This window comes from Streptomyces sp. MMBL 11-1 (assembly GCF_028622875.1).
GTDB lineage: Bacteria > Actinomycetota > Actinomycetes > Streptomycetales > Streptomycetaceae > Streptomyces.
In genome coordinates, this window is sequence record NZ_CP117709.1 from 5,995,698 (window position 1) to 6,018,897 (window position 23,200).

Here is a 23,200-nt window from a genome sequence, read left to right on the forward strand (position 1 = left end):
GGCGGCAGCCTATCGGTCGCCGGAGGGGGCGGGTACGGCCGCTATCCGCGCCGTGTGCGCCCCCACCCCCAGGGCGAGAGCGACCCGCAGATCCTCGCCCGTATCCACGTCCCGGCGCACCGAGTCGACGCCGGGCAGCGCGATTTCCACGGCCCCCGACGCCAGGTGCCGGGCCCCGGACGGACCGCCGAAAGCCGGACGGAATTCCGCACCGCTCGCGGCGGCCAGAAATGTCGTTCCGATTCCCGCCGCGTCCCGCAGAAAAGCGTTGGGAAAGGCGGAAGCGAAATCGAGCACCCGCGCCAATTCGCCGGTGCGCAGTGCCGGCAGATCGGCGTTGAGCGCGGCCACCGCGGCGGCGGGCCGCAGGGTCCGCGCGGAGCGTGCGCCGTGCGCGAGCGCCGCGTTGAGCCCGGCCCCCGGAGCGTCCGGCACGACGCGCGCCCCGAGCGTCGAGAGAGCCGCCGCGGCCACGACGTCGTCCGTGACGACCACCACATCCCGCACCAGGGAACAGGCCAGCGCGGCGACCACCGTGTCCTGGGCGAACGCCAGGGCCAGCCGGGGCCGCGCATCCTCGCCGGCCGCCCGTCCCAGGCGGCTCTTGGCCCGTGCGAGCGGCTTCAGCGGAACGACCAGGGACCAGAGCCCGGCCGGATCGGTGTTCGTGGCGATCTCCCCCTCCGTACGTGTCAGGACTTATTCTCGCCCGTCGGTAGGACAGCCTGGAGGACCCCTGCCGAACGTGAGGCGTACGGTGTTCTCGACAGAGCAGGGGTCTGGGGCGAGACTTGACCGTCAGTAGCCAGGCTGCAGGTCGAAGTCCTTAAGGAAGGTGTCCGAGTGTCCCGCCGCAGAATCGGCTTCTGGTACCGCCTGGCGGCGGTCATCGCCAAGCCGCCATTGGTGGTTCTGTTCAAGCGCGACTGGCGGGGGATGGAACACATTCCGGCCGACGGCGGATTCATCACCGCCGTCAATCACAACTCCTACCTGGACCCGCTCTCCTACGGCCACTTCCAGTACAACACCGGGCGCGTGCCGAGGCTCCTGGCGAAGGCCGGCCTCTTCCGCACCCCGTTCGTCGGCATGATGCTGCGCGGCACCGGCCAGATCCCCGTCTACCGCGAGACCACCAACGCACTGGACGCCTTCCGGGCCGCCGTCGACGCCATCGAACGGGGCGAGTGCGTCGCCTTCTACCCCGAAGGCACCCTCACCCGGGACCCCGACATGTGGCCGATGGCCGGCAAGACCGGGGCCGCCCGGGTCGCCCTGATGACCAAGGTGCCCGTCATCCCGGTCGCCCAGTGGGGCGCCAACCTCGCGATGCCGCCCTACGCCAAGGAGAACAAGTTCCGGCTGTTCCCCCGCAAGACGCTCCAGGTGCAGGCCGGACCGCCCGTCGACCTCAGCCGCTTCCACGGTCTGGAGCCGACCCCCGAGGTGCTGCGCGAGGCGACCGAGGCCATCATGGCGGCGATCACCCGCGAGCTGGAGGACCTGCGCGGCGAGAAGGCGCCCGCCGAGCTCTACGATCACCGCAAAGCCCGTGCTGAACAACGGCGCAGGGCCCAGGGAAAGGGACCCACGTGACGCACCCCGCAAAAGCAGCCGTCTTCGGAACCGGCTCATGGGGTACGGCCTTCGCCGTGATCCTCGCCGACGCCGGCTGCGAGGTCACCCTCTGGGGCCGCCGCGCCGAGGTCGCCGAGACCATCAACACCACCCGTACCAACCCGGACTACCTCCCGGGCATCGTGCTCCCCGACTCCGTCCGCGCCACCACCGACGCCGCCGAGGCCCTGCGCGGGGCGGAGTTCGCCTTCCTCGTCGTGCCCTCCCAGACGCTGCGCGCCAACCTCGCCGACTGGGCCCCGCACCTGGAGCCGGACACCGTCCTGGTCTCCCTGATGAAGGGCGTCGAGCTGGGCTCCGCCGAGCTGATGAGCGAGGTGATCGCGGACGTCACCAAGGTCTCCGCCGACCGCATCGCCGTCGTCTCGGGACCCAACCTCGCCAAGGAGATCGCCGAACGGCGCCCCGCCGCGGCCGTCGTCGCCTGCGCCGACGAGTCCGTCGCCCAGCGCCTCCAGGCCGCCTGCCACACCTCGTACTTCCGGCCGTACACCAACACCGACGTGGTCGGCTGCGAGCTGGGCGGCGCCGTGAAGAACGTCATCGGCCTCGCCGTCGGCATCGCGGACGGCATGGGCCTCGGCGACAACACCAAGGGCTCCCTCATCACCCGGGGCCTGGCCGAGACCACCCGACTGGGTCTGGCCATGGGCGCGGACCCGTTGACGTTCTCCGGACTCGCGGGCCTGGGCGACCTGGTGGCCACCTGCTCCTCGCCGCTCTCGCGCAACCACACCTTCGGCACCAACCTCGGCCGCGGCATGACGCTCCAGGAGACGATCGCCGTCACCAAGCAGACCGCCGAAGGCGTCAAGTCCTGCGAATCGGTCCTCGACCTGGCCCGCAGGCACGGGGTCGACATGCCCATCACCGAGACCGTCGTCTCCATCGTCCACGAGGGCAAGTCCCCGGTCGTCGCCGTCAAGGAGCTGATGTCGCGCAGCGCCAAGGCCGAGCGACGCTGACGTCACCCCTACCAGCAGGTACGCTCATCGCGATATGAGCAGCGAGAACCTCCCCCAGAGCCCTGAGCGCGCCGAGAGCCCTGTGCCGCAGCGCCGCAAGCCCCGCGTGGCTGTCGTGTTCGGCGGCCGCAGCTCCGAACACGGCATCTCGGTCGTCACGGCCGGCGCCGTCATGAGGGCCATCGACCGGACCAAGTACGACGTCCTGCCGATCGGCATCACGACGGACGGCCGCTGGGCGCTCACCGCCGACGATCCCGAACGCATGGCCATCACCGACCGCAAGGTCCCCGACGTGGACCGGCTCACCGAGTCCGCCGAGGGCAGCGTCGTGCTCTCCGTGGACCCCGGTAGCCGTGAGGTCCTCTACAGCGAACCCGGCGCCGTGCCCAAGGCGCTGGGCGAGGTCGACGTCGTCTTCCCCGTGCTGCACGGCCCGTACGGGGAGGACGGCACCCTCCAGGGTCTCCTGGAACTCTCCGGCGTGCCCTACGTCGGCGCGGGTGTTCTCGCCTCCGCCGTCGGCCAGGACAAGGAGTACATGAAGCGCGTCTTCCTCTCCTTCGGGCTGCCGGTCGGACCGTACGAGGTCGTCCGCCCCCGCGAGTGGGACAACGACCCCGCCGCCGCCCGCGAGCGGATCGTGGACTTCGCCGGGGAGCACGGCTGGCCGCTGTTCATCAAGCCCGCCCGCGGCGGCTCCTCGATGGGCATCACCAAGGTCGACTCCGTCGAAGGGCTCGACGAGGCGATCGAGGAGGCCCGCCGCCACGACCCGAAGTTCCTCGTCGAGTCGCTGCTGCGCGGCCGTGAGATCGAGTGCGGGGTGCTGGAGTTCGAGGACGGCCCGCGCGCCAGCGTGCCCGCCGAGATCCCGCCGGTCACCGCGCACGACTTCTACGACTTCGAGGCCAAGTACATCGACTCGGCCGCCGGTCTCGTGCCCGCACCGCTCACCGAGGAGCAGACCGCCGAGGTGCGGCGGCTCGCCGTCGCCGCCTTCGACGCCGTCTCCTGCGAGGGCCTGGTGCGCGCCGACTTCTTCCTCACCGAGGACGGCTCCTTCGTCATCAACGAGATCAACACCCTGCCGGGCTTCACCCCGATCTCCATGTACCCGCGCATGTGGCAGGAGAGCGGCGTCAGCTACCCGGAGCTGGTCGACCGGCTGATCCAGGCCGCGTTGACCCGCTCCACCGGACTGCGCTGACCCAGGGTGTGGCCGGCCGCTCGGGGCCGGACACGCCCTGGCCGGCGGCCGGCCTTCAGAACTTGCTCGGGACCGTCTTCGAGACCGGGCCGGCGAACGAGGCCAGCGGCGTGATGTCGTGGGCGTACGTCGAATCCAGCGTGACCTCGACGTACGCCTCGCGGTACGTGCTGGTGAACCGCGGTCCGGAGCCCTCGGGCTCCTCCAGCATCCACTGCACCCCGTCCGCCTCGACGCCCTGCGACTGGGGGTCGTCCATCTTGGCGGGCCGGGGGACCCCGCAGCGCAGTACGATCGCCCCGTCCCCCCAGCCGGCGGTCAGCTCCGAAGCCGGGGAGGGGTCGCTGCGTTCCAGTTCGAGTACGGTCTTCGGCAGTTCCTCGTGCAGGGCCTCGCAGTACGCGGCGGCCTTCGAGGACGGTGTGGGAACCGTGACCGAGGGCTGCGCGTCGCTGAGGGAACAGCCCGCCGCGGCCAGGACGAGCACGAGCACGGCAGCGGACGGACCGAGGAACATCGAGCGGGCGGAACGGCGGGCGGATGACGTCACCGGCCCAGCCTAGACGGGGGTCAGAGGTGGACGACCGGGCAGGTCAGGGTTCGTGTGATGCCGTCCACCTGCTGGACTCTGGCGACCACCATGCGGCCGAGTTCATCGACCGTGTCGGCTTGGGCCCGCACGATCACGTCGTAGGGACCGGTGACGTCCTCTGCCTGGATGACTCCCGGGATCTGGGAAATGGTCTCGGCGACGATCGACGCCTTGCCCACTTCGGTCTGGATGAGGATGTACGCCTGTACCACGGAACCTCCAGGGCGGCCACGAGGATCATGTGGGGGAAAGGGACGCCACGTTATCGCGTTGCCGCGGGCCGCGGGGAGACCTACGGGCCGGATGACGTCCACAGCGTGGCGTACGGAGCGCAGAAGTTGACGTATCTCTTGACGGTACCGACAGCACAGACGGCTCGCGACCGGGGGCCCGGACGGGTGTCCGGGGCGATAAAGGAGAGGTGAGACTCGGTGAAGGGAACCGTGGGCGAGTTGGGGGAGTTCGGGCTCATCAGAGAGCTCACGTCCCGGCTCACCACCACTCCGGCGGTACGGCTGGGGCCCGGCGACGACGCCGCCGTCGTGGCCGCCCCCGACCGCAGGGTCGTGGCCAGTACGGACATCCTGCTGGAAGGCCGGCACTTCCGGCGTGACTGGTCGACGGCGTACGACGTCGGCCGCAAGGCCGCGGCCCAGAACCTCGCCGACATCGCGGCCATGGGCGCCGTGCCCACCGCGCTGCTCCTCGGCCTCGTCGTCCCCGCCGACCTCCCCGTCACCTGGGCCGCCGAACTGATGGACGGGCTGCGCGACGAGTGCCAGGTGGCGGGCGCCGCCGTGGTCGGCGGCGATGTGGTCGGCGGCGACACGATCACCGTCGCGATCACCGCCCTCGGAGACCTGCGCAACCACGAACCGGTCACCCGGGCCGGGGCCCGCCCCGGCGACGTCGTCGCCGTCACCGGCTGGCTCGGCTGGTCCGCCGCTGGTTACGCCGTGCTCTCCCGCGGCTTCCGCTCGCCCCGCGCCTTCGTCGAGGCCCACCGCCGCCCCGAACCGCCGTACCACGCGGGCCCCGCGGCCGCCGGACTCGGCGCCACCGCGATGACCGACGTCAGTGACGGCCTCGTCGCGGACCTCGGACACATCGCGGAGTCCAGCAAGGTCCGCATCGACCTGCGCTCCGGCCTCATCGACATCCCCTCGCAGATGTCCGACATCGGGCAGGCCGTCGGTGTCGACCCGCTCCAGTGGGTGCTGACCGGGGGAGAGGACCACGCGATCGTGGCGACCTTCCCGCCGGACGTGAAGCTGCCCGCCCGCTGGAAGGTGATCGGCGAGGTCCTCAACCCCTCCGCCCTGCCCCAGGTCACCGTCGACGGCGCGCCCTGGACCAGCAAGGGCGGCTGGGACCACTTCGGCTCCATCGAGGACACCCAGCCGCACGCGTGAGCGGGGGACGCCCGCGCGAGCATTAGATTGCTGCGTATGCCCCTAGTGCCCATACGTACCGCTGTCCCGCCCCGCGTGCTCACCGTCGCCGGATCCGACTCCGGCGGCGGTGCGGGGATCCAGGCCGATCTGAAGACGATGCTCGCACTCGGCGTGCACGGCATGAGCGTGCTCACCGCCGTCACCGCGCAGAACTCCCTCGGCGTCCAGGGCGCGTGGGAGCTTCCGGTGGACGCCGTACGCGCCCAGTACCGCAGCGTCGTGGACGACATCGGCGTCCAGGCCGTGAAGACCGGGATGCTCGCCTCCGCCGCCCTCGTGGAGACCGTCGCCGAACTCCTCGCCCCGACCGACGCCCCCGTCGTCGTCGACCCGGTCGGCGTCTCCAAGCACGGCGACGCGCTGCTCGCCGCCGAAGCCCTCGACTCCGTACGGACGAAGCTGCTGCCCGTGGCCACCGTCGCCACCCCGAACCTCGACGAAGTGGCCCAGCTCACCGGGGTCACGGTCACCGACGAGAGCGGGATGCGCCGGGCCGCCGAGGAGATCCTCGCCTTCGGACCGCGCTGGGTCGTGATCAAGGGCGGTCACCTGCCCGGCGAGGCGGTGGACCTGCTCACCGACGGGAGCGCGGAACACTGGCTGCGCGCCCCCCGGCACGACAACCGCCACACCCACGGCACCGGCTGCACCCTCGCCTCGGCCATCGCCTCCGGGCTCGCGCTCGGGAAGGACGTGCCCACGGCGGTACGGGACGCGAAGACGTACGTCACCGGCGCGATCAGGGCCGGCTTCCCGCTCGGCGGCGGCATCGGCCCCGTCGACCACGGCTGGCTGACCCGCCCGGCCGCCGGTCCAGGGGCCTGAGCAGCGCCTGAGCACAGCAAAAAGCCGGTCCACCGAGGTGGACCGGCTTTTCTGGGCAACCGGAAGGCTGCGCTACGACGGGGACGTCAGCGCGCGACCTTGCCGGCCTTGATGCACGAGGTGCAGACGTTGAGCCGCTTCGGCGTCCGACCGACCACTGCACGCACGCGCTGGATGTTGGGATTCCAGCGACGGGACGTACGGCGGTGCGAGTGCGAAATGCTGTTGCCGAAGCTCGGCCCCTTGCCGCAAACGTCGCAGTTGGCAGCCACGGGTCACTCCAAAGACTTCAGATGCACTTACAGTGAATTCCGGCGCGCCGGAATCATTTGACTGAAGTGGCGGCACCGGAGGAATGGCCCGACTCTCATCGGGCAACCGGAGCAGCATACAACGCCTGCTTCGGAGATACGAAACTACCACGGGTCGGCCCCCCGCCCCGCCCGCCCCCTGTCCGGACCGGAACCCCGCCAGGCGGGCTAACCTGCGGTGCAGTCCGTTGCCACGGCCGATCGAGGAGGACCATCGGTGCCGCAGCCCCCCGACGAACTGGACGCCGTCGCGGTGCGCACGTGGTGCTCACTGGCCCTGGAGGCCCTGGGCCGGGAGCGCGCGGAGATCGACGCGATCAACGTGTATCCCGTCGCCGACGGGGACACCGGCACCAACCTCTATCTGACCGTCGAGTCCGCCGCCGCGGCCGTCGAAGCGGTGTTCGCCGCGCATGAGACGGGAGCCACCGCGCCCGCCACCGCCGACGCCGTACGCGCCATGGCGCACGGCGCCCTGATCGGCGCTCGCGGGAACTCCGGCACGATCCTGGCCCAGCTGCTGCGCGGCATGGCCGGAGTGCTGGCCGACGGCGGCGACGCGGCTCACCTGCGGCTCGCCCTGGCCCGGGCCGCCGACGTCGCCCGGCAGGCCGTCGCCCACCCCGTCGAGGGCACCGTGCTCACCGTCGCCGCCGCTGCCGCCGAGGCCGCTGCGGGCGAGGAACGGGACCTGTCCACCGTCGTGCGGGCCGCGTACGACGGAGCGCTCGAGGCCCTCGCGAGGACGCCCGAGCAGCTCGCCGTCCTCGGCCGGGCGGGCGTGGTCGACGCCGGGGGCCGGGGACTGGTCACGGTCCTGGGCGCGCTGGTGGAGGCGGTGACCGGGCAGGCTCCGGTACGGGGGCCCCGCACCGGGCCGGGCAGGGCGCCCGTGCCCGTGGACGGCGGCTCCGTGGTGGGCCTGCCGGTGGGCGGCACCCCGGTGGGGAGCGTTCCGGTGGGGGAGGGGCCGCTCGACTGTCCCGAGGACGGGGGCGCCGGGCCCGCGTTCGAGGTGATCTACCTCCTGGAGGCCCGTGACGAGCAGGTGGCACGGCTGCGCGCCCGGCTCGACGCGCTGGGCGACTCCCTGGTCGTGGTGGGCGGCGACGGCCTCTGGCACGTCCATGTGCACGTCGACGACGCCGGGGCCGCCGTGGAGGCGGGCGTCGAGGCCGGGCGGCCGCACCGCATCCGGATCACCCACTTCGCCACCGAGAGCGGCCATGACCTCCGCGTCCAGGCCGAACCCGCGCAGCGCGCCGTCGTCGTCCTGGTACCCGGCGACGGACTGGCCGGCCTCTGCACCGAGGCCGGCGCCACCACCGTGCTCGCCCGCCCCGGCGAACCCCCCGCCAGCGGCGAACTGGTCGACGCCATCCGCCGCGCCCACGCCCGCGAGGTGGTGCTGCTGCCCAACGACGCCGCCCTGCGCCACACCGCGGCCGCCGCCGCCGAGCAGGCCAGGAGCGAGGGGGTCCGGGTCGCCGTCGTCCCCACCCGAGCCGCCGTCCAGGGCATCGCGGCCCTCGCCGTCCACGAGCCCGACCGGGGCTTCGACGAGGACGTGGTCGCCATGACCGCCGCCGCCGGCGCCACCCGCTACGCCGAACTGGCCGTGGCGGAGCGCCAGTCGTGGACCATGGCCGGGATCTGCCAGGCCGGGGACATCCTCGGCCTCATCGACGGCGACGTGGCCGTGATCGGCGACGACGTCCCGGCCACCGCCCGCACCGTGCTCGACCGGATGCTCGCCGCCGGCGGCGAGCTGGTCACCCTCGTCCTCGGCGAGGACGTCCCCGACGCGCTGGCCGAAACGCTGGAGGAGCACGTGCGCGAGGGCCACCTCGCCGTGGACACCGTGGTCTACCGGGGCGGGCGCCAGCGCGCACCCCTGCTGATCGGCGTCGAGTAGCCGGAAATCCGCGGCACGGTCGCGCCCGGCGGACAGCTGTCAGTGCCGTGGTGTGCAATGGATCGCGTGTCCTCGTTCGATGAACCCCTCAAGAAGCTGCTCGGCGGAGCCACCGCGAAGGTGATGGCCGAACACCTCGACCTGCACACGGTCGGTGATCTGCTGCACCACTACCCGCGGCGGTACGAGGAGCGCGGCAAGCTGACCGCGCTGGCCGACCTCCCGCTGGACGAGCACGTCACGGTCGTCGCCCAGGTCGCCGACGCCCGCGTCCTGACGTTCAACAACGGCCGGGGCAAACGCCTGGAGGTCACCCTGACCGACGGCAGCGGCCGCCTCCAGCTGGTCTTCTTCGGCCACGGCGTCCACAAGCCGCACAAGGAGCTGCTCCCGGGCCGTCAGGCGATGTTCGCGGGCAAGGTCTCCGTCTTCAACCGCAAGATGCAGCTGGCCCACCCCACGTACCAACTGCTCGACGCCTCCGACGCCGACGAGGCGACCGAGGCCGTGGACGCCTTCGCCGGACGGCTGCTGCCGATCTACCCCGCCTGCAAGCAGCTCGACTCCTGGCGGATCGCCAAGGCCGTCGACGCCGTACTGCCCAGCGCGCGGGACGCGGTGGACCCGCTGCCCGCCTCCCTGCGCGAGGGCCGGGGCTTCACCCCGCTGCCCGAGGCCCTGCTGAAGGCGCACCGCCCGCAGACGAAGGCGGACGTCGAGGACGCCCGGGCCCGGCTCAAGTGGGACGAGGCGTTCGTCCTCCAGGTCGCCCTGGCCCGCCGCCGCTACGCCGACACCCAGCTCCCCGCCGTCGCCCGCCGCCCCGCCGCGGATGGCCTGCTCGACGCCTTCGACGCCAAGCTGCCCTTCACCCTCACCGAGGGCCAGGAGAAGGTCAGCAAGGAGATCTTCGACGACCTGGCCACCGAGCACCCCATGCACCGCCTCCTCCAGGGAGAGGTGGGTTCGGGCAAGACGATGGTGGCCCTGCGCGCCATGCTCACCGTGGTCGACGCCGGCGGCCAGGCCGCGATGCTCGCCCCCACCGAGGTCCTCGCCCAGCAGCACCACCGATCGATCACCGAGATGATGGGCGAGCTGGCCGACAACTGGGGGCTGTGGCGCGAAGCGCCTCTCGACGAGGGGCGGCGGTCGGGCGACGGGCGGGCGCTGGGGGGCTCCGACCGCGGGACGAAAGTCGTCCTGCTCACCGGCTCCATGGGGATGGCGGCCCGCCGACAGGCCCTGCTCGACCTCGTCACCGGCGAGGCGGGCATCGTCATCGGCACCCACGCCCTCATCGAGGACAAGGTCCAGTTCCACGACCTCGGCCTCGTCGTGGTCGACGAACAGCACCGCTTCGGCGTGGAACAGCGCGACGCCCTCCGTTCGAAGGGCAAGCAGCCGCCCCACCTCCTCGTCATGACCGCCACCCCCATCCCCCGTACGGTCGCGATGACGGTCTTCGGCGACCTGGAGACCTCCGTCCTGGACCAGCTCCCGGCCGGCCGCTCCCCGATCGCCAGCCATGTCGTTCCCGCCAAGGACAAGCCGCACTTCCTCGCCCGCGCCTGGGAACGCGTCCGCGAGGAGGTCGAGAACGGCCACCAGGCGTACGTGGTCTGCCCCCGCATCGGCGACGACGCGGAAGAGGCGGAGGGGAAGGGCGGGAAGAAGGCGAAGACCAAGAAACAGGCCGCCGACGAGGACGCGGAGAAGCGCCCCCCGCTCGCCGTGCTGGAGATCGCCGACGAACTGCGCAAGGGCGCGCTGGCCGGCCTGGTCGTCGAGGTGCTGCACGGGCGGATGCACCCCGACGAGAAGGACGACGTCATGCGCCGGTTCGCCGCCGGGGACGTCGACGTCCTGGTCGCCACCACCGTCATCGAGGTCGGGGTCAACGTCCCCAACGCCACCGCCATGGTGATCATGGACGCCGACCGCTTCGGCGTCTCCCAGCTCCACCAGCTCCGCGGCCGGGTCGGCCGGGGCTCCGCCCCCGGGCTCTGCCTGCTGGTCAGCGAGGCCCACGAGGCGAGCCCCGCCCGCGCCCGGCTCTCCGCCGTCGCCGCCACCCTGGACGGCTTCGAGCTCTCCCGCATCGACCTGGAGCAGCGCCGCGAGGGCGATGTGCTGGGCCAGGCCCAGTCCGGAGTCCGCTCCTCGCTGAGAATGCTCACCGTCATCGACGACGAGGAGGTGATCGCCGCCGCCCGCGAGGAAGCCGTCGCGGTCGTCGCCGCCGACCCCGAGCTGGAACACCTGCCGGAACTGCGCACGGTGCTGGCCGCCCTCCTGGACAAGGACCGCGAGGAGTATCTCGACAAGGGGTGAGGGCCCACGGGCGGGGGGAGAGGCGGACGGGCCGGTGGAAGCGGTACGCCATATCGTGGAAGCACGGCACACGCACAGCGCGTGTACCGACCGCCGACGGCCCCCTGCGCCGTACGCCCCCGACCCCGAGGACCCCACACCCATGACCCGCGTGATCGCCGGCTCGGCCGGCGGACGCCGCCTGGCCGTCCCGCCCGGCACCGGCACCCGCCCCACCTCCGACCGTGCGCGGGAGGGCCTCTTCTCCACCTGGGAAGCGCTGCTCGGCACCCTGGACGGGGCCAGGGTCGCCGATCTGTACGCCGGATCCGGCGCCGTCGGCCTCGAAGCGCTCTCCCGCGGCGCGGCCCACGCCCTGCTCGTCGAGGCCGACCCGAAGGCGGTCCGCACCGTCCGCGACAACGTCCGCACCCTCGGCCTCCCCGGTGCCGAGGTCCGCACCGGCAAAGCCGAGCAGATCGTGACAGGCCCGGCGCCCGCCGACCCGTACGACGTCGTCTTCCTGGACCCGCCGTACGCGGTCACCGACGACGATCTTCGGGAGATCCTGCTCACACTCCGTACTCAGGGGTGGCTCACGGCCGATGTCCTCGTCACGGTGGAACGCAGCACCCGGGGCGGAGAATTCGGCTGGCCCGCCGGATTCGAGCCACTGCGGTCCCGTCGGTACGGCGAGGGAACGCTTTGGTACGGTCGCGCCGCCGCTACGTGCGAAGACGCACGATGACCGGACCGGAGAGCGAGGGAATCACAGTGCGCCGCGCCGTCTGTCCGGGGTCGTTCGACCCCATCACCAACGGACATCTCGACATCATCGGACGAGCCTCGAAGCTGTACGACGTGGTGCACGTGGCGGTGATGATCAACCAGTCCAAGAAGGGGCTGTTCACCGTGGACGAGCGGATCGAGCTGATCCGCGAGGTCACCGCCGACTTCGGCAACGTCGAGGTGGAGTCCTTCCACGGCCTGCTGGTCGACTTCTGCAAGCAGCGGGAGATCCCGGCGATCGTGAAGGGCCTGCGGGCCGTCAGCGACTTCGACTACGAGCTGCAGATGGCCCAGATGAACAACGGCCTCTCCGGCGTCGAGACGCTCTTCGTGCCGACCAATCCGACGTACAGCTTCCTGTCGTCCTCGCTGGTCAAGGAGGTGGCGACCTGGGGCGGCGATGTCTCCCACCTGCTGCCGCCGACCGTCCACGAGGCACTCGTGGAGCGCCTGGGCCAACGCTGAGGCGCTGACGGCCCGTCACCAGGTGTCGGGCGGCGGCCGACTGGCCTTACAGTCGTGCCGTCCGTCTCCAACGGAGCAGCAGCTTCAACAGAGCAGCAGAGAGTGGCGAGCACACGGTGGACGTGCAGAAGAAGCTCGACGAGATCGTCGAAGCGGTCGGGAGCGCCCGATCCATGCCCATGTCGGCCTCGTGCGTGGTCAACCGCGCCGAGCTGCTCGCCATGCTCGAAGAGGTGCGCCAGGCACTGCCCGGCTCCCTCGCCCAGGCGCAGGAGCTGATCGGCGGGCAGGAGCAGCTCGCCGTGCAGGCTCGGCAGGAGGCCGAGCGGATCATCGAGTCCGCCCACGCCCAGCGCGCCTCGCTGATCTCCGAGACCGAGATCGCCCGCCAGTCGCAGAGCGAGGCCGACCGGATCCTGTCCGAGGCCCGCCGCGAGGCCGAGGAGGTCCGGGCCGAGGCCGACGACTACGTCGACAGCAAGCTCGCCAACTTCGAGGTGGTCCTCACCAAGACCATCGGTTCCGTGGACCGGGGGCGCGAGAAGCTCCTCGGCCGTGGCCAGGGCCTGGACGAGCAGGGCTATCAGGACCCCGACTTCGCCGAGGCACCCGAGCGCAGCGCCGACCCGGAGACCCTGCGGCAGCGGGCCGACGCCTACGTCGACGCCAAGTTCGGCGCCTTCGAGGCCGTTCTCGCGGGGACCCTGGAGGCGGTCGGCCGGGGCCGCCAGAAGCTGCACGGCCGGGTCGCCAGCGACGACCTCGGCGCGCACATGGCCGCCCAGGACGCCGCGGGCGGCCAGGGGCACACCAGCGACGCCGACTACCTCGCCGGCCTCGCCGAGCTGGCCCCGGAACCGCGGCAGGCGTCCCAGCCGCCCCAGCCGTCCCAGTACCCCGCGCCGCCGCAGGGCGAGCCGAGCTACGCGCAGGCGGCGTACGGCTACCAGGAGCAGCCGCACCAGCAGGGCGCCCAGGACGCGTACGGCTACCAGCAGCAGCCCGACCCGTACGCGGCGTACCAGCAGCAGGGGGGCTACGACCCGAACGGGTACCCGCCCCAGCCGGGGGCCCAGCCGGACTACGGCTGGCCGCAGCAGGCCCAGCAGGTCCAGGCGCCCGACCAGCAGGGCGGGGGCGCGCTGGACGAGACCAGCCTCTTCGACACCAGCATGATCGACCTGGAGCAGCTGCGCCGGTACGAGCAGGGCCGCTGAGTCGGGGCGGACCGCCCCGATTGGGTGCTGAGCGGTCCGTCAAGTATCCTGAATCCTCGGTCGCACATAGGTCCGCGGTCTCGGCTGCCCGTTTCGTCCGCGGAACGGAGACGGTTCGTCCCCGGACCGTAGACGACCCTCCCTTCGCAGTACGACACCCATGATTCGAAAGCAGGAAAAGCCCTGAACGGCCACCTCGACCACCGCAATCCTCTCGTGTTCGATACGCACGAGCTGGGTCGGCGTCCCGGTGCCCTGAAGCGGCTGACCCGCTCGGTGGAGGCACCCGGTTCACCGGTCCTGGGTATCGACGGCGTCATCGGCGTGCCGGAAGGCGCGCCCGTGGAGCTGGACCTCCGTCTCGAATCGGTCATGGAAGGGGTGCTTGTCACAGGCACCGCCCGTGCAACCGCCGAGGGGGAGTGCGTAAGGTGTCTGGAGCCGCTGACCGTAGAGGTCGACGCGGATTTCCAGGAAATGTTCTCGTACCCTGACGCCGATGACCGGGGCCGCAGCAGTGCGGCGGAACCGGCCGACGACGCCGAGGACGACGAGGACAGGTTCTTCCTCGAGGACGGCTTGTTCGACCTCGAGTCAATGCTGCGTGACGCGGTAGTGCTCGCACTGCCCATGCAGCCGGTGTGCAAGGAGACCTGCGCCGGTCTGTGTTCCGAATGCGGAATCAGGCTGGACGAGAATCCGGACCACCACCACGACGCCGTCGACATTCGTTGGGCGGCACTGCAAGGACTCGCCGAGACCGTTCAGGACGGCGAGAAGGACAACATGGGCGGCGCCGAACCGGGCGTCGACGAGAAGCAGGAGAAGTAGCCGTGGCTGTTCCGAAGCGGAAGATGTCGCGCAGCAACACGCGCCACCGCCGGTCGCAGTGGAAGGCTGCGGTCCCCACCCTGGTTTCGTGCGAGCGTTGCCAGGAGCCCAAGCTCCAGCACATTGCGTGCCCGAGCTGCGGCACCTACAACAAGCGCCAGGTCCTCGAGGTCTGAGCGGCTGGTGAGAGGCCCGATGTCTGAGTTGTCCAGCGCCAAGAAGCAGGCAGACAACGTCAACACAGCCTCGTCCCACACGCTTCTGGAAGGGCGGCTCGGGTATCACCTCGAGTCCGCCCTTCTGGTGCGTGCGCTGACCCACCGTTCGTACGCATACGAGAACGGCGGTCTGCCCACCAACGAGCGGCTCGAATTCCTCGGGGATTCGGTGCTCGGCCTGGTGGTCACGGACACGCTGTACCGCACCCACCCCGACCTGCCCGAAGGCCAGCTGGCCAAGTTGCGGGCCGCGGTGGTCAACTCGCGTGCACTTGCGGAAGTGGGCCGCGGCCTCGAACTCGGCTCCTTCATCCGGCTCGGCCGCGGTGAAGAGGGCACGGGGGGCCGGGACAAGGCTTCCATCCTCGCCGACACACTGGAAGCAGTGATCGGCGCGGTCTATCTCGACCAGGGCCTCAGCGCGGCCTCGGAGCTGGTCCACCGGCTCTTCGACCCGCTGATCGACAGGTCCTCGAACCTCGGTGCCGGCCTGGACTGGAAGACCAGTCTCCAGGAACTCACCGCGAGCGAGAGTCTCGGAGTGCCCGAGTACCTCGTCACGGAGACCGGCCCGGATCACGAGAAGACCTTCACTGCTGCCGCTCGCGTCGGTGGTGTCTCGTACGGCACCGGCACCGGCCGTAGCAAGAAGGAAGCGGAGCAGCAGGCGGCCGAGTCCGCCTGGCGCGAGATCAGCGCCGCCGCTGAGGCACGGCTGGCCGCGGAGAAGTCCGCTGCCGACGGAGGGGCCGCCGACACCCCTGCCGAGCCGTCGCCGAGCACGGACGCCGCTCCGGCCTGAAGCGAAACGGGAACCCCTCGGTGCCATCCGCACCGGGGGGTTTTCCCTGTCCCGGGGGGCCCGCGCCCGGTTTCCCCGTACGTCCCGGGGAGCCGGTCCCGCGCTCCCGTACTACCGTCGTCGTGTCTGGAGTAGTGCATCGTGCCTGAGCTGCCCGAGGTCGAAGTCGTCCGCCGGGGCCTCGAACGCTGGGTCAGCGGCCGGACCGTCAGCGAGGTCGAGGTCCTGCACCCGCGCTCGGTCCGTCGGCACCTCGCGGGCGGCCTCGACTTCGCCGCTCGGCTGCGGGGCGTCCGCTTCGGGGCGGCGATGCGCCGCGGCAAGTACCTCTGGGTGCCGATCGACGAGGCTTCCGCCTCGCTGCTGGGACACCTCGGCATGAGCGGACAACTGCTGGTGCGGCCGGCGGACGCGCCCGACGAGAAGCACCTGCGGATCCGGATGCGGTTCGACGACGGGCTCGGCACCGAGCTGCGCTTCGTCGACCAGCGCACCTTCGGCGGGCTCTCGCTGCACGACAACACCCCCGACGGCCTGCCGGACACCATCGCGCACATCGCCCGGGACCCCCTCGACCCGCTCTTCGACGACGCCGCGTTCCACACAGCCCTGCGGCTGCGCCGTACGACGGTCAAGCGCGCCCTGCTCGACCAGTCGCTGATCAGCGGGGTCGGCAACATCTACGCGGACGAGGCGCTCTGGCGCGCCAAGCTGCACTACGACCGGCCGACCGCGACCCTGACCCGCCCCAGGTCCGCCGAGTTGCTCGGCCACGCCCGCGACGTCATGAACGCGGCGCTCGCCCAGGGCGGCACCAGCTTCGACAGCCTGTACGTCAACGTGAACGGGGAGTCGGGCTACTTCGACCGGTCGCTCGACGCGTACGGCCGGGAGGGCGAGCCCTGCCACCGGTGCTCCACCCCGATGCGCCGCCGCGCCTGGATGAACCGCTCCAGCTACTACTGCCCGCGCTGCCAGCGGCCACCGCGCGCCTCGTCGTAACGCGCACGGGCGGCCGGCACGTCGCCTATCCGCCCAGCGCCCGGTGGTGTGCTCCGGCGTGGAGCGCGAGGGGCACGCCCGGGAGGAGGCGTCGAACGCGTGACGGTCCGGATCACCGGCCATGCCGAAAACTCGCTCCCGCACAGCGCTCACCCCGAGGGAGCGCTGTGGAGGGAGCGAGTGGACCGCGGAGATATGGCGTCAGAAGCCGAAGTTCTGGACCCACCAGGGGCCGCCGGAGCCCTCGTGGACACCGATGCCGATGGTCTTGTAGTCGCAGTTGAGAATGTTCGCCCGGTGGCCCTCGCTGTTCATCCAGGCCTCCATCACGGCCTGGGCGTCCCCCTGGCCGCGGGCGATGTTCTCCGCGCCGAGCCCCTGCACGCCGGCCTGCGCGGCCCGGTCCCAGGGCGTGTCGCCGTCCGGGTCCGTGTGGTCGAAGAAGCCGCGGGCCGCCATGTCCTCGCCGAAGTTCTGGGCGAGCGTGGTCAGTGGGGCGCTCGTGGTCAGCGGGGAGCAGCCGACCTTCGCGCGCTCCTGGTTCACCAGCGCCAGAACCTCGGTGCGTGCGGAGGCGTCGGTGGGGGAGGGGCTCGGCTTCTTGCTGGGCGGCGGGGCGGAGGAGGTCTTCGGCGGGCCCGGGGGCTTGCTCGCCGGGGCGGTGCTCTTCTCCGGGGCCTTCGGAGCCGGGGCGGGCGCCTTCGACTTCTCGGGCGGGGTGGCGGCCGGCTTCTTCGACGTGGCGGGCGCGGACGACTTCGACGGAGTCTTCGAGGGCGAGGCCGAGGGCGTCTTGGAGGGGGTCTTCGACGGCGCCCTGCTCGGTGCCTCCGGGCGCTCGGAGCCCCGGCTGGTCGGAGAGGCGGACCGGTCGGCCGGCGCGGTGGAGCTGCCGCCCTGCGTCAGCAGGTCCGGAACGCCGCCGGAGCGCACCTGATCGGCGGCGGTGGTGTTGCCGGAGGTGTAGGTGTCCCCGCCGGGAATCAGACCCGAGGCGACGGCGACCGCGCCGACGGCCACGGCCGCCGAGACGCCGAGGAGCCCGGTGCGGACCGGCACGGCGGACTTCTTGCGGCGCGTGCCCCGGCCCCGGGAAGCGGCCCCGGCCGCGGGTTCTTCAGCGGCGGGGCCTGCGGCGGATCGTCGGTGGCGTCCCATGCGCTGTGCCTTCCTGCTACTCCGGACGCCGTTGCGACGTCGCTCGACTGCCCCGTGATCGAATTCGGTGGCGCGGAACGAATGCCGTTTGATCGACTTTCGGTCGCCACCCGTCCGATACTCACCCGATCGAGTGAGGCTGTTCCGACGGGACTGTAGCCCATGGGCGAAAGGGGGCGACGTGCTTCACGAACAACGGGCCGGTTAGCGTTCGGGCATGAACGAAGAAGCGCGCCTCGTCGTCTGGGTACGCGGCCGAGTACAGCAAGTAGGCTTCCGCTGGTTCACCAGGGCAAATGCATTGGAGATCGGCGGTCTCATCGGGTTCGCCCTCAATCTCGACGACGGCAGGGTGCAGATCGTGGCCGAAGGGCCGCGTGAGAATTGCCACCGCCTGCTGGACTGGCTGCGGTCCGACGACACACCCGGGCGCGTGGACGGAGTCACTGAGATCTGGGACACCCCGCGCGGTGGATACGACGGATTCGCCATCCGCTGATCCCGTCCCGCGCGGACCGGTCGGACCCGATCGGTGAATGCCGTGCGCCGAACGGTCACCGGAACACCCGCTCGGGCCCCGCACCTGAAATGACCTGCGACGGGACCGGGCGGCGGCCGATGGTTGCCAGATGCGCGATGTCGTGCAAGGCTGCGGAATTGACGAAGATCCGCACACCCCTCGGGGTCCCGCAGGAGAGCCGCTCCGGATGATCGTCCGGCAGCACGCCCCCGGGACGCCCGGGTACACAGGGTGTGATCGTGTTGACCGTCAAACTTTTTGGTGAGACGCTGAAAACCCCGCGCACCTTAGCTGTTCGGCAGAGCTGATTAGCAGCAGAACCGCAGTGGTGAGAGAGCCCTGCCGAGCACCGCGGGTGCGATCCCCTGACGACCCACACCGCATCGGTCGGTCACTCATTGTGGAGGACCATCCATCATGGCAAAGGCGCTTCTCGGTTACGTCGGCGGTTCCGACCCGCGACTTCTCGCCGAGATGCGACGGCTCCAGCAGCGCGTCCAGGACCTGGAATCCGAGCTCAACCGGATCCAGGACGAGAACGACGCGCTCAACGCCGCCGCTCAGCACCAGGAGTCGCTGCTCGACAGCATCGACATCGACGTACCCCAGGGCGAGCCTGCGCTGACCTGACCACCAGGGCCCCCTCGGGCCGGTCGGGCCGGGCACGCTCAGTAGCCTCGGAACATCTCTGATTCGTCCTGCGTCACGGATCGCCGTCCCCGAACACCGGGGTCCCCGCATCGGTGGGGATGTCGTTGTCCGGTCGTTCTGCGATGCTCGGCGCCGGGCCGCAGCTGGATGCACAGAAGCACCGGCAAGATTCACAGGGACGCTTCGGCGTCCCTTTTTCTTTGCCCGGCCCCCACCCCGGACGTACCGGCCTGCGCTTACCGTCTGATGTGCCCTGCACCTTCATCAGCGAAACCGAGAGCGAAAGGTAGAGTCCGGCGGCGTGCACCTCAAGGCCCTGACCCTGCGTGGTTTCAAATCGTTCGCGTCCGCCACCACCCTGCGGTTCGAACCGGGGATCACCTGCGTCGTCGGTCCCAATGGGTCCGGCAAATCCAATGTGGTGGACGCGCTCTCCTGGGTCATGGGGGAACAGGGCGCCAAATCCCTGCGCGGCGGCAAGATGGAAGACGTGATCTTCGCCGGGACGACCGGGCGGCCCCCGCTCGGACGCGCCGAAGTGTCGCTGACCATCGACAATTCCGATGGCGCATTGCCCATCGAGTACGCCGAAGTGACGATCACTCGGATCATGTTCCGCAATGGCGGCAGCGAATACCAGATCAACGGCGACACCTGCCGGCTGCTCGACATCCAGGAACTCCTCTCCGACTCCGGCATCGGCCGCGAGATGCACGTCATCGTCGGGCAGGGCCAGTTGGACTCCGTGCTGCACGCCGACCCGATGGGCCGCCGGGCCTTCATCGAGGAGGCCGCGGGCGTACTCAAGCACCGCAAGCGGAAAGAGAAGGCGCTGCGGAAACTGGACGCGATGGGCGCCAACCTGGCCCGGGTCCAGGACCTCACCGACGAACTGCGCCGCCAGCTCAAGCCGCTCGGCCGACAGGCCGCCGTCGCCCGCCGGGCCGCCGTCATCCAGGCCGACCTGCGCGACGCCCGGCTCAGGCTCCTCGCGGACGACCTGGTGACCCTGCGGGACGCGCTGCGCGACGAGATCGCCGACGAGGCGGAGCTGAAGAAGCGCAAGGACGCGGCCGAGGCCGAGCTGAGCGCGGCGCTCGCCCGCGAGGCCGAGCTGGAGGGCGAGGTGCGCCGGCTGGCGCCCAGGCTCCAGCGCGCCCAGCAGACCTGGTACGAGCTGTCGCAGCTGGCCGAGCGGGTCCGCGGCACGATCTCGCTGGCCGACGCCCGGGTGCGCAGCGCCTCCGACGCGCCCGACGAGGAGCGCCGGGGCCGTGACCCCGAGGACCTGGAGCGGGAGGCCGCCCGCATCCGCGAGCAGGAGGCGGAGCTGACGGCGGCCCTGGAGGCGGCCGAACACGCGCTGGAGGACACCGTCGCCCACCGCGCCGAACTGGAACGCGAGCTGGCCGCCGAGGAACGCCGGCTCAAGGACGCGGCGCGCGCCATCGCGGACCGGCGCGAAGGGCTCGCCCGGCTGAACGGTCAGGTGAACGCGGCCCGCGGCCGGGCCGGTTCGGCGCAGGCCGAGATCGACCGGCTGGCCGCCGCGCGCGACGAGGCGCGGGAGCGCGCGGTGAGCGCCCAGGAGGAGTACGAGCAGCTCAAGGCCGAGGTCGAGGGAGTGGACGGCGCCGGCGAGGAGCTGGCCGCCCGCCACGAGGAGGCCGAGCAGGCGCTCGCCGAGGCCCGGGCCGCCCACAGCGCGGCGCGCGACGAGGCGACCGCCGCCGAGCGCAGGCGGGCGGCGGTCGCGGCCCGGCACGAGGCGCTGTCCCTGGGGCTGCGCCGCAAGGACGGGACGGGCGCGCTGCTCGGGGCCCGGGACCGGCTGGCCGGGCTCCTCGGCCCGGCCGCCGAACTGCTGACCGTCGAGCCCGGGTACGAGATCGCGGTGGCCGCCGCCCTCGGCACGGCGGCGGACGCCGTGGCCGTCACGGACCCGGCCACGGCCGCCGACGCGATCCGCCTGCTGCGCGAGCGGGACGCGGGGCGCGCGGCGATGCTGCTGGGCGCGGCCACCGAGGCCACCGCGCCCACCGCGACCGGCGGGCCCCACCACGTACCGGAACAGTCCGGTGAACAGGAACGTGGGCGGGAGGAAGCCCCCGTAAGGGAGGAGCCCGCCGTACGCGCGGAGGCTCCCGTACGCGCGGAGGCTCCCGTACACGAGGAGCCCGTACGCGAGGAGGCCCCGCGCCCCGCGGCTGCCGTGCTGCCCGGACAGGGCGGAGCGCCCGGAGGCACGGAGTCCGCATCCGCCGCGCAGTACGTCGGAGCGGACGCCGTGGCGCTCCCGGCGCGTCGTGCCGGGACGACCACCGCCCCCGCCGTGGCCGACCTGGTGCGCGGGCCCGCCGCGCTGCTCGGGGCCGTACGCCGGCTCGTACAGGACATGGTGGTCGTCGGGACGCTGGAGGACGCCGAGGAACTGGTGGCCGCGCGCCCCGGGATCACCGCGGTGACCGGTGAAGGGGACGTGCTCTCCGCCCACTTCGCCCACGGCGGGTCCGCCGGGGCGCCCAGCCTCCTGGAGGTGCGGGCCTCCGTCGACGAGGCCGCCGCCGAACTGGCCGGTCTCGCCGTGCGGTGCGAGGAGCTCGCCGAGGCCCAGCGCCTGGCGGGGGAGCGCCGCACGGAGCAGGCCGCGCTCGTCGAGGAGCTGGGGGAGCGTCGTCGGCGGGCCGAGCGGGAGAAGTCCGGCTTCGCCCAGCAGCTCGGGCGGCTCGCCGGGCAGGCCCGGGGCGCGGCCGGCGAGGCCGAGCGCATGACCGCGTCCGTCGCCCGCGCCCAGGAGGCCCTGGAGCGGGCGACGGAGGAGGCCGAGGAGCTGGCCGAACGGCTGCTGGTCGCCGAGGAGGCCCCGGCGGAGGAGGAGCCCGACACGTCCCGGCGGGACCGGCTCGCCGCCGACGGGGCCAACGCCCGCCAGACCGAGATGGAGGCCCGGCTCCAGGCCCGTACGCACGAGGAGCGGGTCAAGGCGCTGGCCGGCCGCGCCGACGCGCTGGACCGGGCCGCCCGCGCCGAACGGGAGGCGCGCACCCGTGCCGAACAGCGCCGGGCCCGGCTGCGGTACGAGGCCGAGGTCGCCTCCGCCGTGGCCTCCGGGGCTCGTCAGCTGCTGGCGCACGTCGAGGTCTCCCTCGCGAGGGCCGACCAGGAGCGGACGTCGGCCGAGGCGGCGAAGGGCGAGCGGGAGCGTGAGCTGGCCGTCGAACGCGACCGGGGCCGGGGGCTGAAGGGCGAGCTGGACAAGCTCACCGACTCGGTCCACCGGGGCGAGGTGCTGGGCGCGGAGAAGCGGCTGCGGATCGAACAGCTGGAGACGAAGGCCCTGGAGGAGCTGGGAGTGGAGCCCGCGGGACTGGTCTCCGAGTACGGGCCGGACCAGCTCGTGCCCCCGTCGCCCGCCGCCGAGGGCGAGGAACTGCCGGAGGACCCGGAGCATCCCCGTAACCGGCCGAAGAGGTATCTGCGGGCCGAGCAGGAGAAGCGGCTGCGGTCGGCCGAACGGGCGTACCAACAACTCGGAAAGGTGAATCCGCTCGCTCTGGAGGAGTTCTCGGCACTGGAGGAACGGCACAAGTTCCTGTCCGAGCAGCTTGAAGACCTGAAGAAGACCCGAGCCGATCTGCTCCAGGTGATCAAGGAGGTCGACGAGCGGGTCGAGCAGGTCTTCACGGAGGCCTACCGGGACACCGCCCGCGAGTTCGAGGGGGTCTTCTCGCGGCTCTTCCCCGGCGGCGAGGGGCGGCTCGTCCTGACCGACCCGGACAACATGCTCGCCACCGGGGTGGACGTCGAGGCGCGTCCGCCGGGCAAGAAGGTGAAGCGGCTCTCCCTGTTGTCGGGCGGCGAGCGGTCCCTGACGGCGGTGGCGCTGCTGGTCGCGATCTTCAAGGCCCGGCCCAGCCCGTTCTATGTGATGGACGAGGTCGAGGCCGCGCTCGACGACACCAACCTGCAGCGGCTGATCCGGATCATGGCGGAGCTCCAGGAGAGCTCCCAGCTGATCGTGATCACCCACCAGAAGCGGACGATGGAGGTCGCCGACGCGCTGTACGGCGTGTCCATGCAGGGCGACGGGGTCTCGAAGGTCATCAGCCAGCGGCTGCGCTGACTTTTTACCGAATCATCAGAAGTTCAACGCACGTTTGGCGCACTCCTGGGTACACGCGGATCGAGATCGGATCGACCCGCTGTTTGACTTCGTTTCTTGAACACATACCCTCTCCCAAGTTGATTTTGTCTTCAAGTGGTGGCGGACCGGATGTTGTGCCCCACTGGGAAGGCTCACCCCCCACGTCTGACTTGCGGCCAG

At 71.6% G+C, this 23,200-nt stretch carries 22 protein-coding genes; 17 read left to right on the top strand and 5 right to left on the bottom strand.

The genetic code is table 11. The annotated features are described in order from the left end of the window. Positions 1–9 precede the first annotated feature (9 nt). Complete coding sequence (cofC, locus tag PSQ21_RS26845; protein ID WP_274035960.1) at positions 10–696, bottom strand: 2-phospho-L-lactate guanylyltransferase; 687 nt, start codon at positions 694–696, stop codon at positions 10–12. Positions 697–843: 147 nt separating this feature from the next. Here cofC and PSQ21_RS26850 point away from each other — a divergent pair, with 147 nt between their 5' ends. Genes PSQ21_RS26850 through PSQ21_RS26860 form a run of 3 tightly spaced genes read left to right on the top strand, consistent with a single transcriptional unit; the run spans position 844 to position 3,813 of the window. Next, complete coding sequence (locus tag PSQ21_RS26850; protein WP_274033696.1) at positions 844–1,596, top strand: lysophospholipid acyltransferase family protein; 753 nt, start codon at positions 844–846, stop codon at positions 1,594–1,596. Continuing rightward, complete coding sequence (locus tag PSQ21_RS26855; RefSeq protein ID WP_274033697.1) at positions 1,593–2,603, top strand: NAD(P)H-dependent glycerol-3-phosphate dehydrogenase; 1,011 nt, start codon at positions 1,593–1,595, stop codon at positions 2,601–2,603. Before PSQ21_RS26850 ends, PSQ21_RS26855 begins: the two co-directional genes overlap by 4 nt. A gap of 34 nt (positions 2,604–2,637) precedes the next feature. Next, entirely contained in the window at positions 2,638–3,813 is a 1,176-nt protein-coding gene (locus tag PSQ21_RS26860) for a D-alanine--D-alanine ligase family protein (RefSeq protein ID WP_274033699.1), read from the top strand. A gap of 55 nt (positions 3,814–3,868) precedes the next feature. Here the strand turns inward: PSQ21_RS26860 and PSQ21_RS26865 are convergent, their stop codons facing one another. Further along, positions 3,869–4,363 carry a DUF3515 domain-containing protein gene (locus PSQ21_RS26865; protein ID WP_274033700.1) on the bottom strand — a complete coding sequence of 165 codons (495 nt, stop codon included), beginning with the start codon at positions 4,361–4,363 and terminating at the stop codon, positions 3,869–3,871. A 20-nt stretch (positions 4,364–4,383) separates the two neighbouring features. Then, a complete protein-coding gene (locus tag PSQ21_RS26870; RefSeq protein ID WP_274033703.1) occupies positions 4,384–4,617 on the bottom strand; it encodes an Lrp/AsnC ligand binding domain-containing protein in 234 nt (77 codons plus the stop codon). A 219-nt stretch (positions 4,618–4,836) separates the two neighbouring features. On the opposite strand from PSQ21_RS26870, the gene PSQ21_RS26875 reads away from it, so the two are divergent. After that, entirely contained in the window at positions 4,837–5,817 is a 981-nt protein-coding gene (locus PSQ21_RS26875; RefSeq protein WP_274033707.1) for a thiamine-phosphate kinase, read from the top strand. 36 nt (positions 5,818–5,853) lie between these two features. Next, entirely contained in the window at positions 5,854–6,684 is an 831-nt protein-coding gene (thiD, locus tag PSQ21_RS26880; RefSeq protein ID WP_274033709.1) for a bifunctional hydroxymethylpyrimidine kinase/phosphomethylpyrimidine kinase, read from the top strand. 86 nt (positions 6,685–6,770) lie between these two features. On the opposite strand, the gene rpmB is transcribed toward thiD, so the two are convergent. Then, complete coding sequence (rpmB, locus tag PSQ21_RS26885; RefSeq protein WP_003965989.1) at positions 6,771–6,956, bottom strand: 50S ribosomal protein L28; 186 nt, start codon at positions 6,954–6,956, stop codon at positions 6,771–6,773. Between the two features lie 256 nt (positions 6,957–7,212). Here rpmB and PSQ21_RS26890 point away from each other — a divergent pair, with 256 nt between their 5' ends. The 9 genes from PSQ21_RS26890 to mutM all read left to right on the top strand — a co-directional run bounded on the left by PSQ21_RS26890 (position 7,213) and on the right by mutM (position 16,547). Then, a complete protein-coding gene (locus tag PSQ21_RS26890; protein WP_274033712.1) occupies positions 7,213–8,910 on the top strand; it encodes a DAK2 domain-containing protein in 1,698 nt (565 codons plus the stop codon). A gap of 57 nt (positions 8,911–8,967) precedes the next feature. Further along, on the top strand, positions 8,968–11,244 hold the full coding sequence (recG, locus tag PSQ21_RS26895; RefSeq protein ID WP_274033714.1) for an ATP-dependent DNA helicase RecG: 2,277 nt from the start codon (positions 8,968–8,970) through the stop codon (positions 11,242–11,244). Between the two features lie 142 nt (positions 11,245–11,386). Beyond that, the gene (gene rsmD / locus PSQ21_RS26900) at positions 11,387–11,971 is read left to right on the top strand and encodes a 16S rRNA (guanine(966)-N(2))-methyltransferase RsmD (RefSeq protein WP_274033716.1); all 585 of its coding nucleotides are present in this window, start codon (positions 11,387–11,389) and stop codon (positions 11,969–11,971) included. A gap of 26 nt (positions 11,972–11,997) precedes the next feature. Next, positions 11,998–12,477, top strand: a complete 480-nt coding sequence (gene coaD, locus PSQ21_RS26905) for a pantetheine-phosphate adenylyltransferase (protein ID WP_179892251.1) — start codon at positions 11,998–12,000, stop codon at positions 12,475–12,477. Between the two features lie 116 nt (positions 12,478–12,593). Beyond that, positions 12,594–13,694 carry an ATP synthase F0 subunit B gene (locus tag PSQ21_RS26910; RefSeq protein WP_274033717.1) on the top strand — a complete coding sequence of 367 codons (1,101 nt, stop codon included), beginning with the start codon at positions 12,594–12,596 and terminating at the stop codon, positions 13,692–13,694. Between the two features lie 216 nt (positions 13,695–13,910). Continuing rightward, positions 13,911–14,525, top strand: a complete 615-nt coding sequence (locus tag PSQ21_RS26915) for a YceD family protein (protein WP_274033719.1) — start codon at positions 13,911–13,913, stop codon at positions 14,523–14,525. 2 nt (positions 14,526–14,527) lie between these two features. Continuing rightward, positions 14,528–14,701, top strand: coding sequence for a 50S ribosomal protein L32 (rpmF, locus tag PSQ21_RS26920; RefSeq protein WP_003965982.1), 174 nt, complete (start codon positions 14,528–14,530; stop codon positions 14,699–14,701). A gap of 19 nt (positions 14,702–14,720) precedes the next feature. Further along, on the top strand, positions 14,721–15,545 hold the full coding sequence (rnc, locus tag PSQ21_RS26925) for a ribonuclease III (RefSeq protein WP_274033728.1): 825 nt from the start codon (positions 14,721–14,723) through the stop codon (positions 15,543–15,545). Positions 15,546–15,686: 141 nt separating this feature from the next. Then, positions 15,687–16,547: a bifunctional DNA-formamidopyrimidine glycosylase/DNA-(apurinic or apyrimidinic site) lyase gene (gene mutM, locus PSQ21_RS26930; RefSeq protein WP_274033730.1), complete on the top strand. Its 861-nt coding sequence runs from the start codon at positions 15,687–15,689 to the stop codon at positions 16,545–16,547. Between the two features lie 201 nt (positions 16,548–16,748). On the opposite strand, the gene PSQ21_RS26935 is transcribed toward mutM, so the two are convergent. Continuing rightward, positions 16,749–17,705 carry a CAP domain-containing protein gene (locus PSQ21_RS26935; protein WP_274033731.1) on the bottom strand — a complete coding sequence of 319 codons (957 nt, stop codon included), beginning with the start codon at positions 17,703–17,705 and terminating at the stop codon, positions 16,749–16,751. Positions 17,706–17,922: 217 nt separating this feature from the next. On the opposite strand from PSQ21_RS26935, the gene PSQ21_RS26940 reads away from it, so the two are divergent. The 3 genes from PSQ21_RS26940 (at position 17,923) to PSQ21_RS26950 (ending at position 22,999) form a co-directional block, all read left to right on the top strand. Continuing rightward, entirely contained in the window at positions 17,923–18,204 is a 282-nt protein-coding gene (locus tag PSQ21_RS26940; RefSeq protein WP_026291025.1) for an acylphosphatase, read from the top strand. A 438-nt stretch (positions 18,205–18,642) separates the two neighbouring features. Beyond that, a complete protein-coding gene (locus tag PSQ21_RS26945; RefSeq protein WP_003965973.1) occupies positions 18,643–18,855 on the top strand; it encodes a hypothetical protein in 213 nt (70 codons plus the stop codon). A gap of 322 nt (positions 18,856–19,177) precedes the next feature. Then, positions 19,178–22,999: an AAA family ATPase gene (locus tag PSQ21_RS26950; RefSeq protein ID WP_274033734.1), complete on the top strand. Its 3,822-nt coding sequence runs from the start codon at positions 19,178–19,180 to the stop codon at positions 22,997–22,999. Positions 23,000–23,200: the final 201 nt, after the last annotated feature.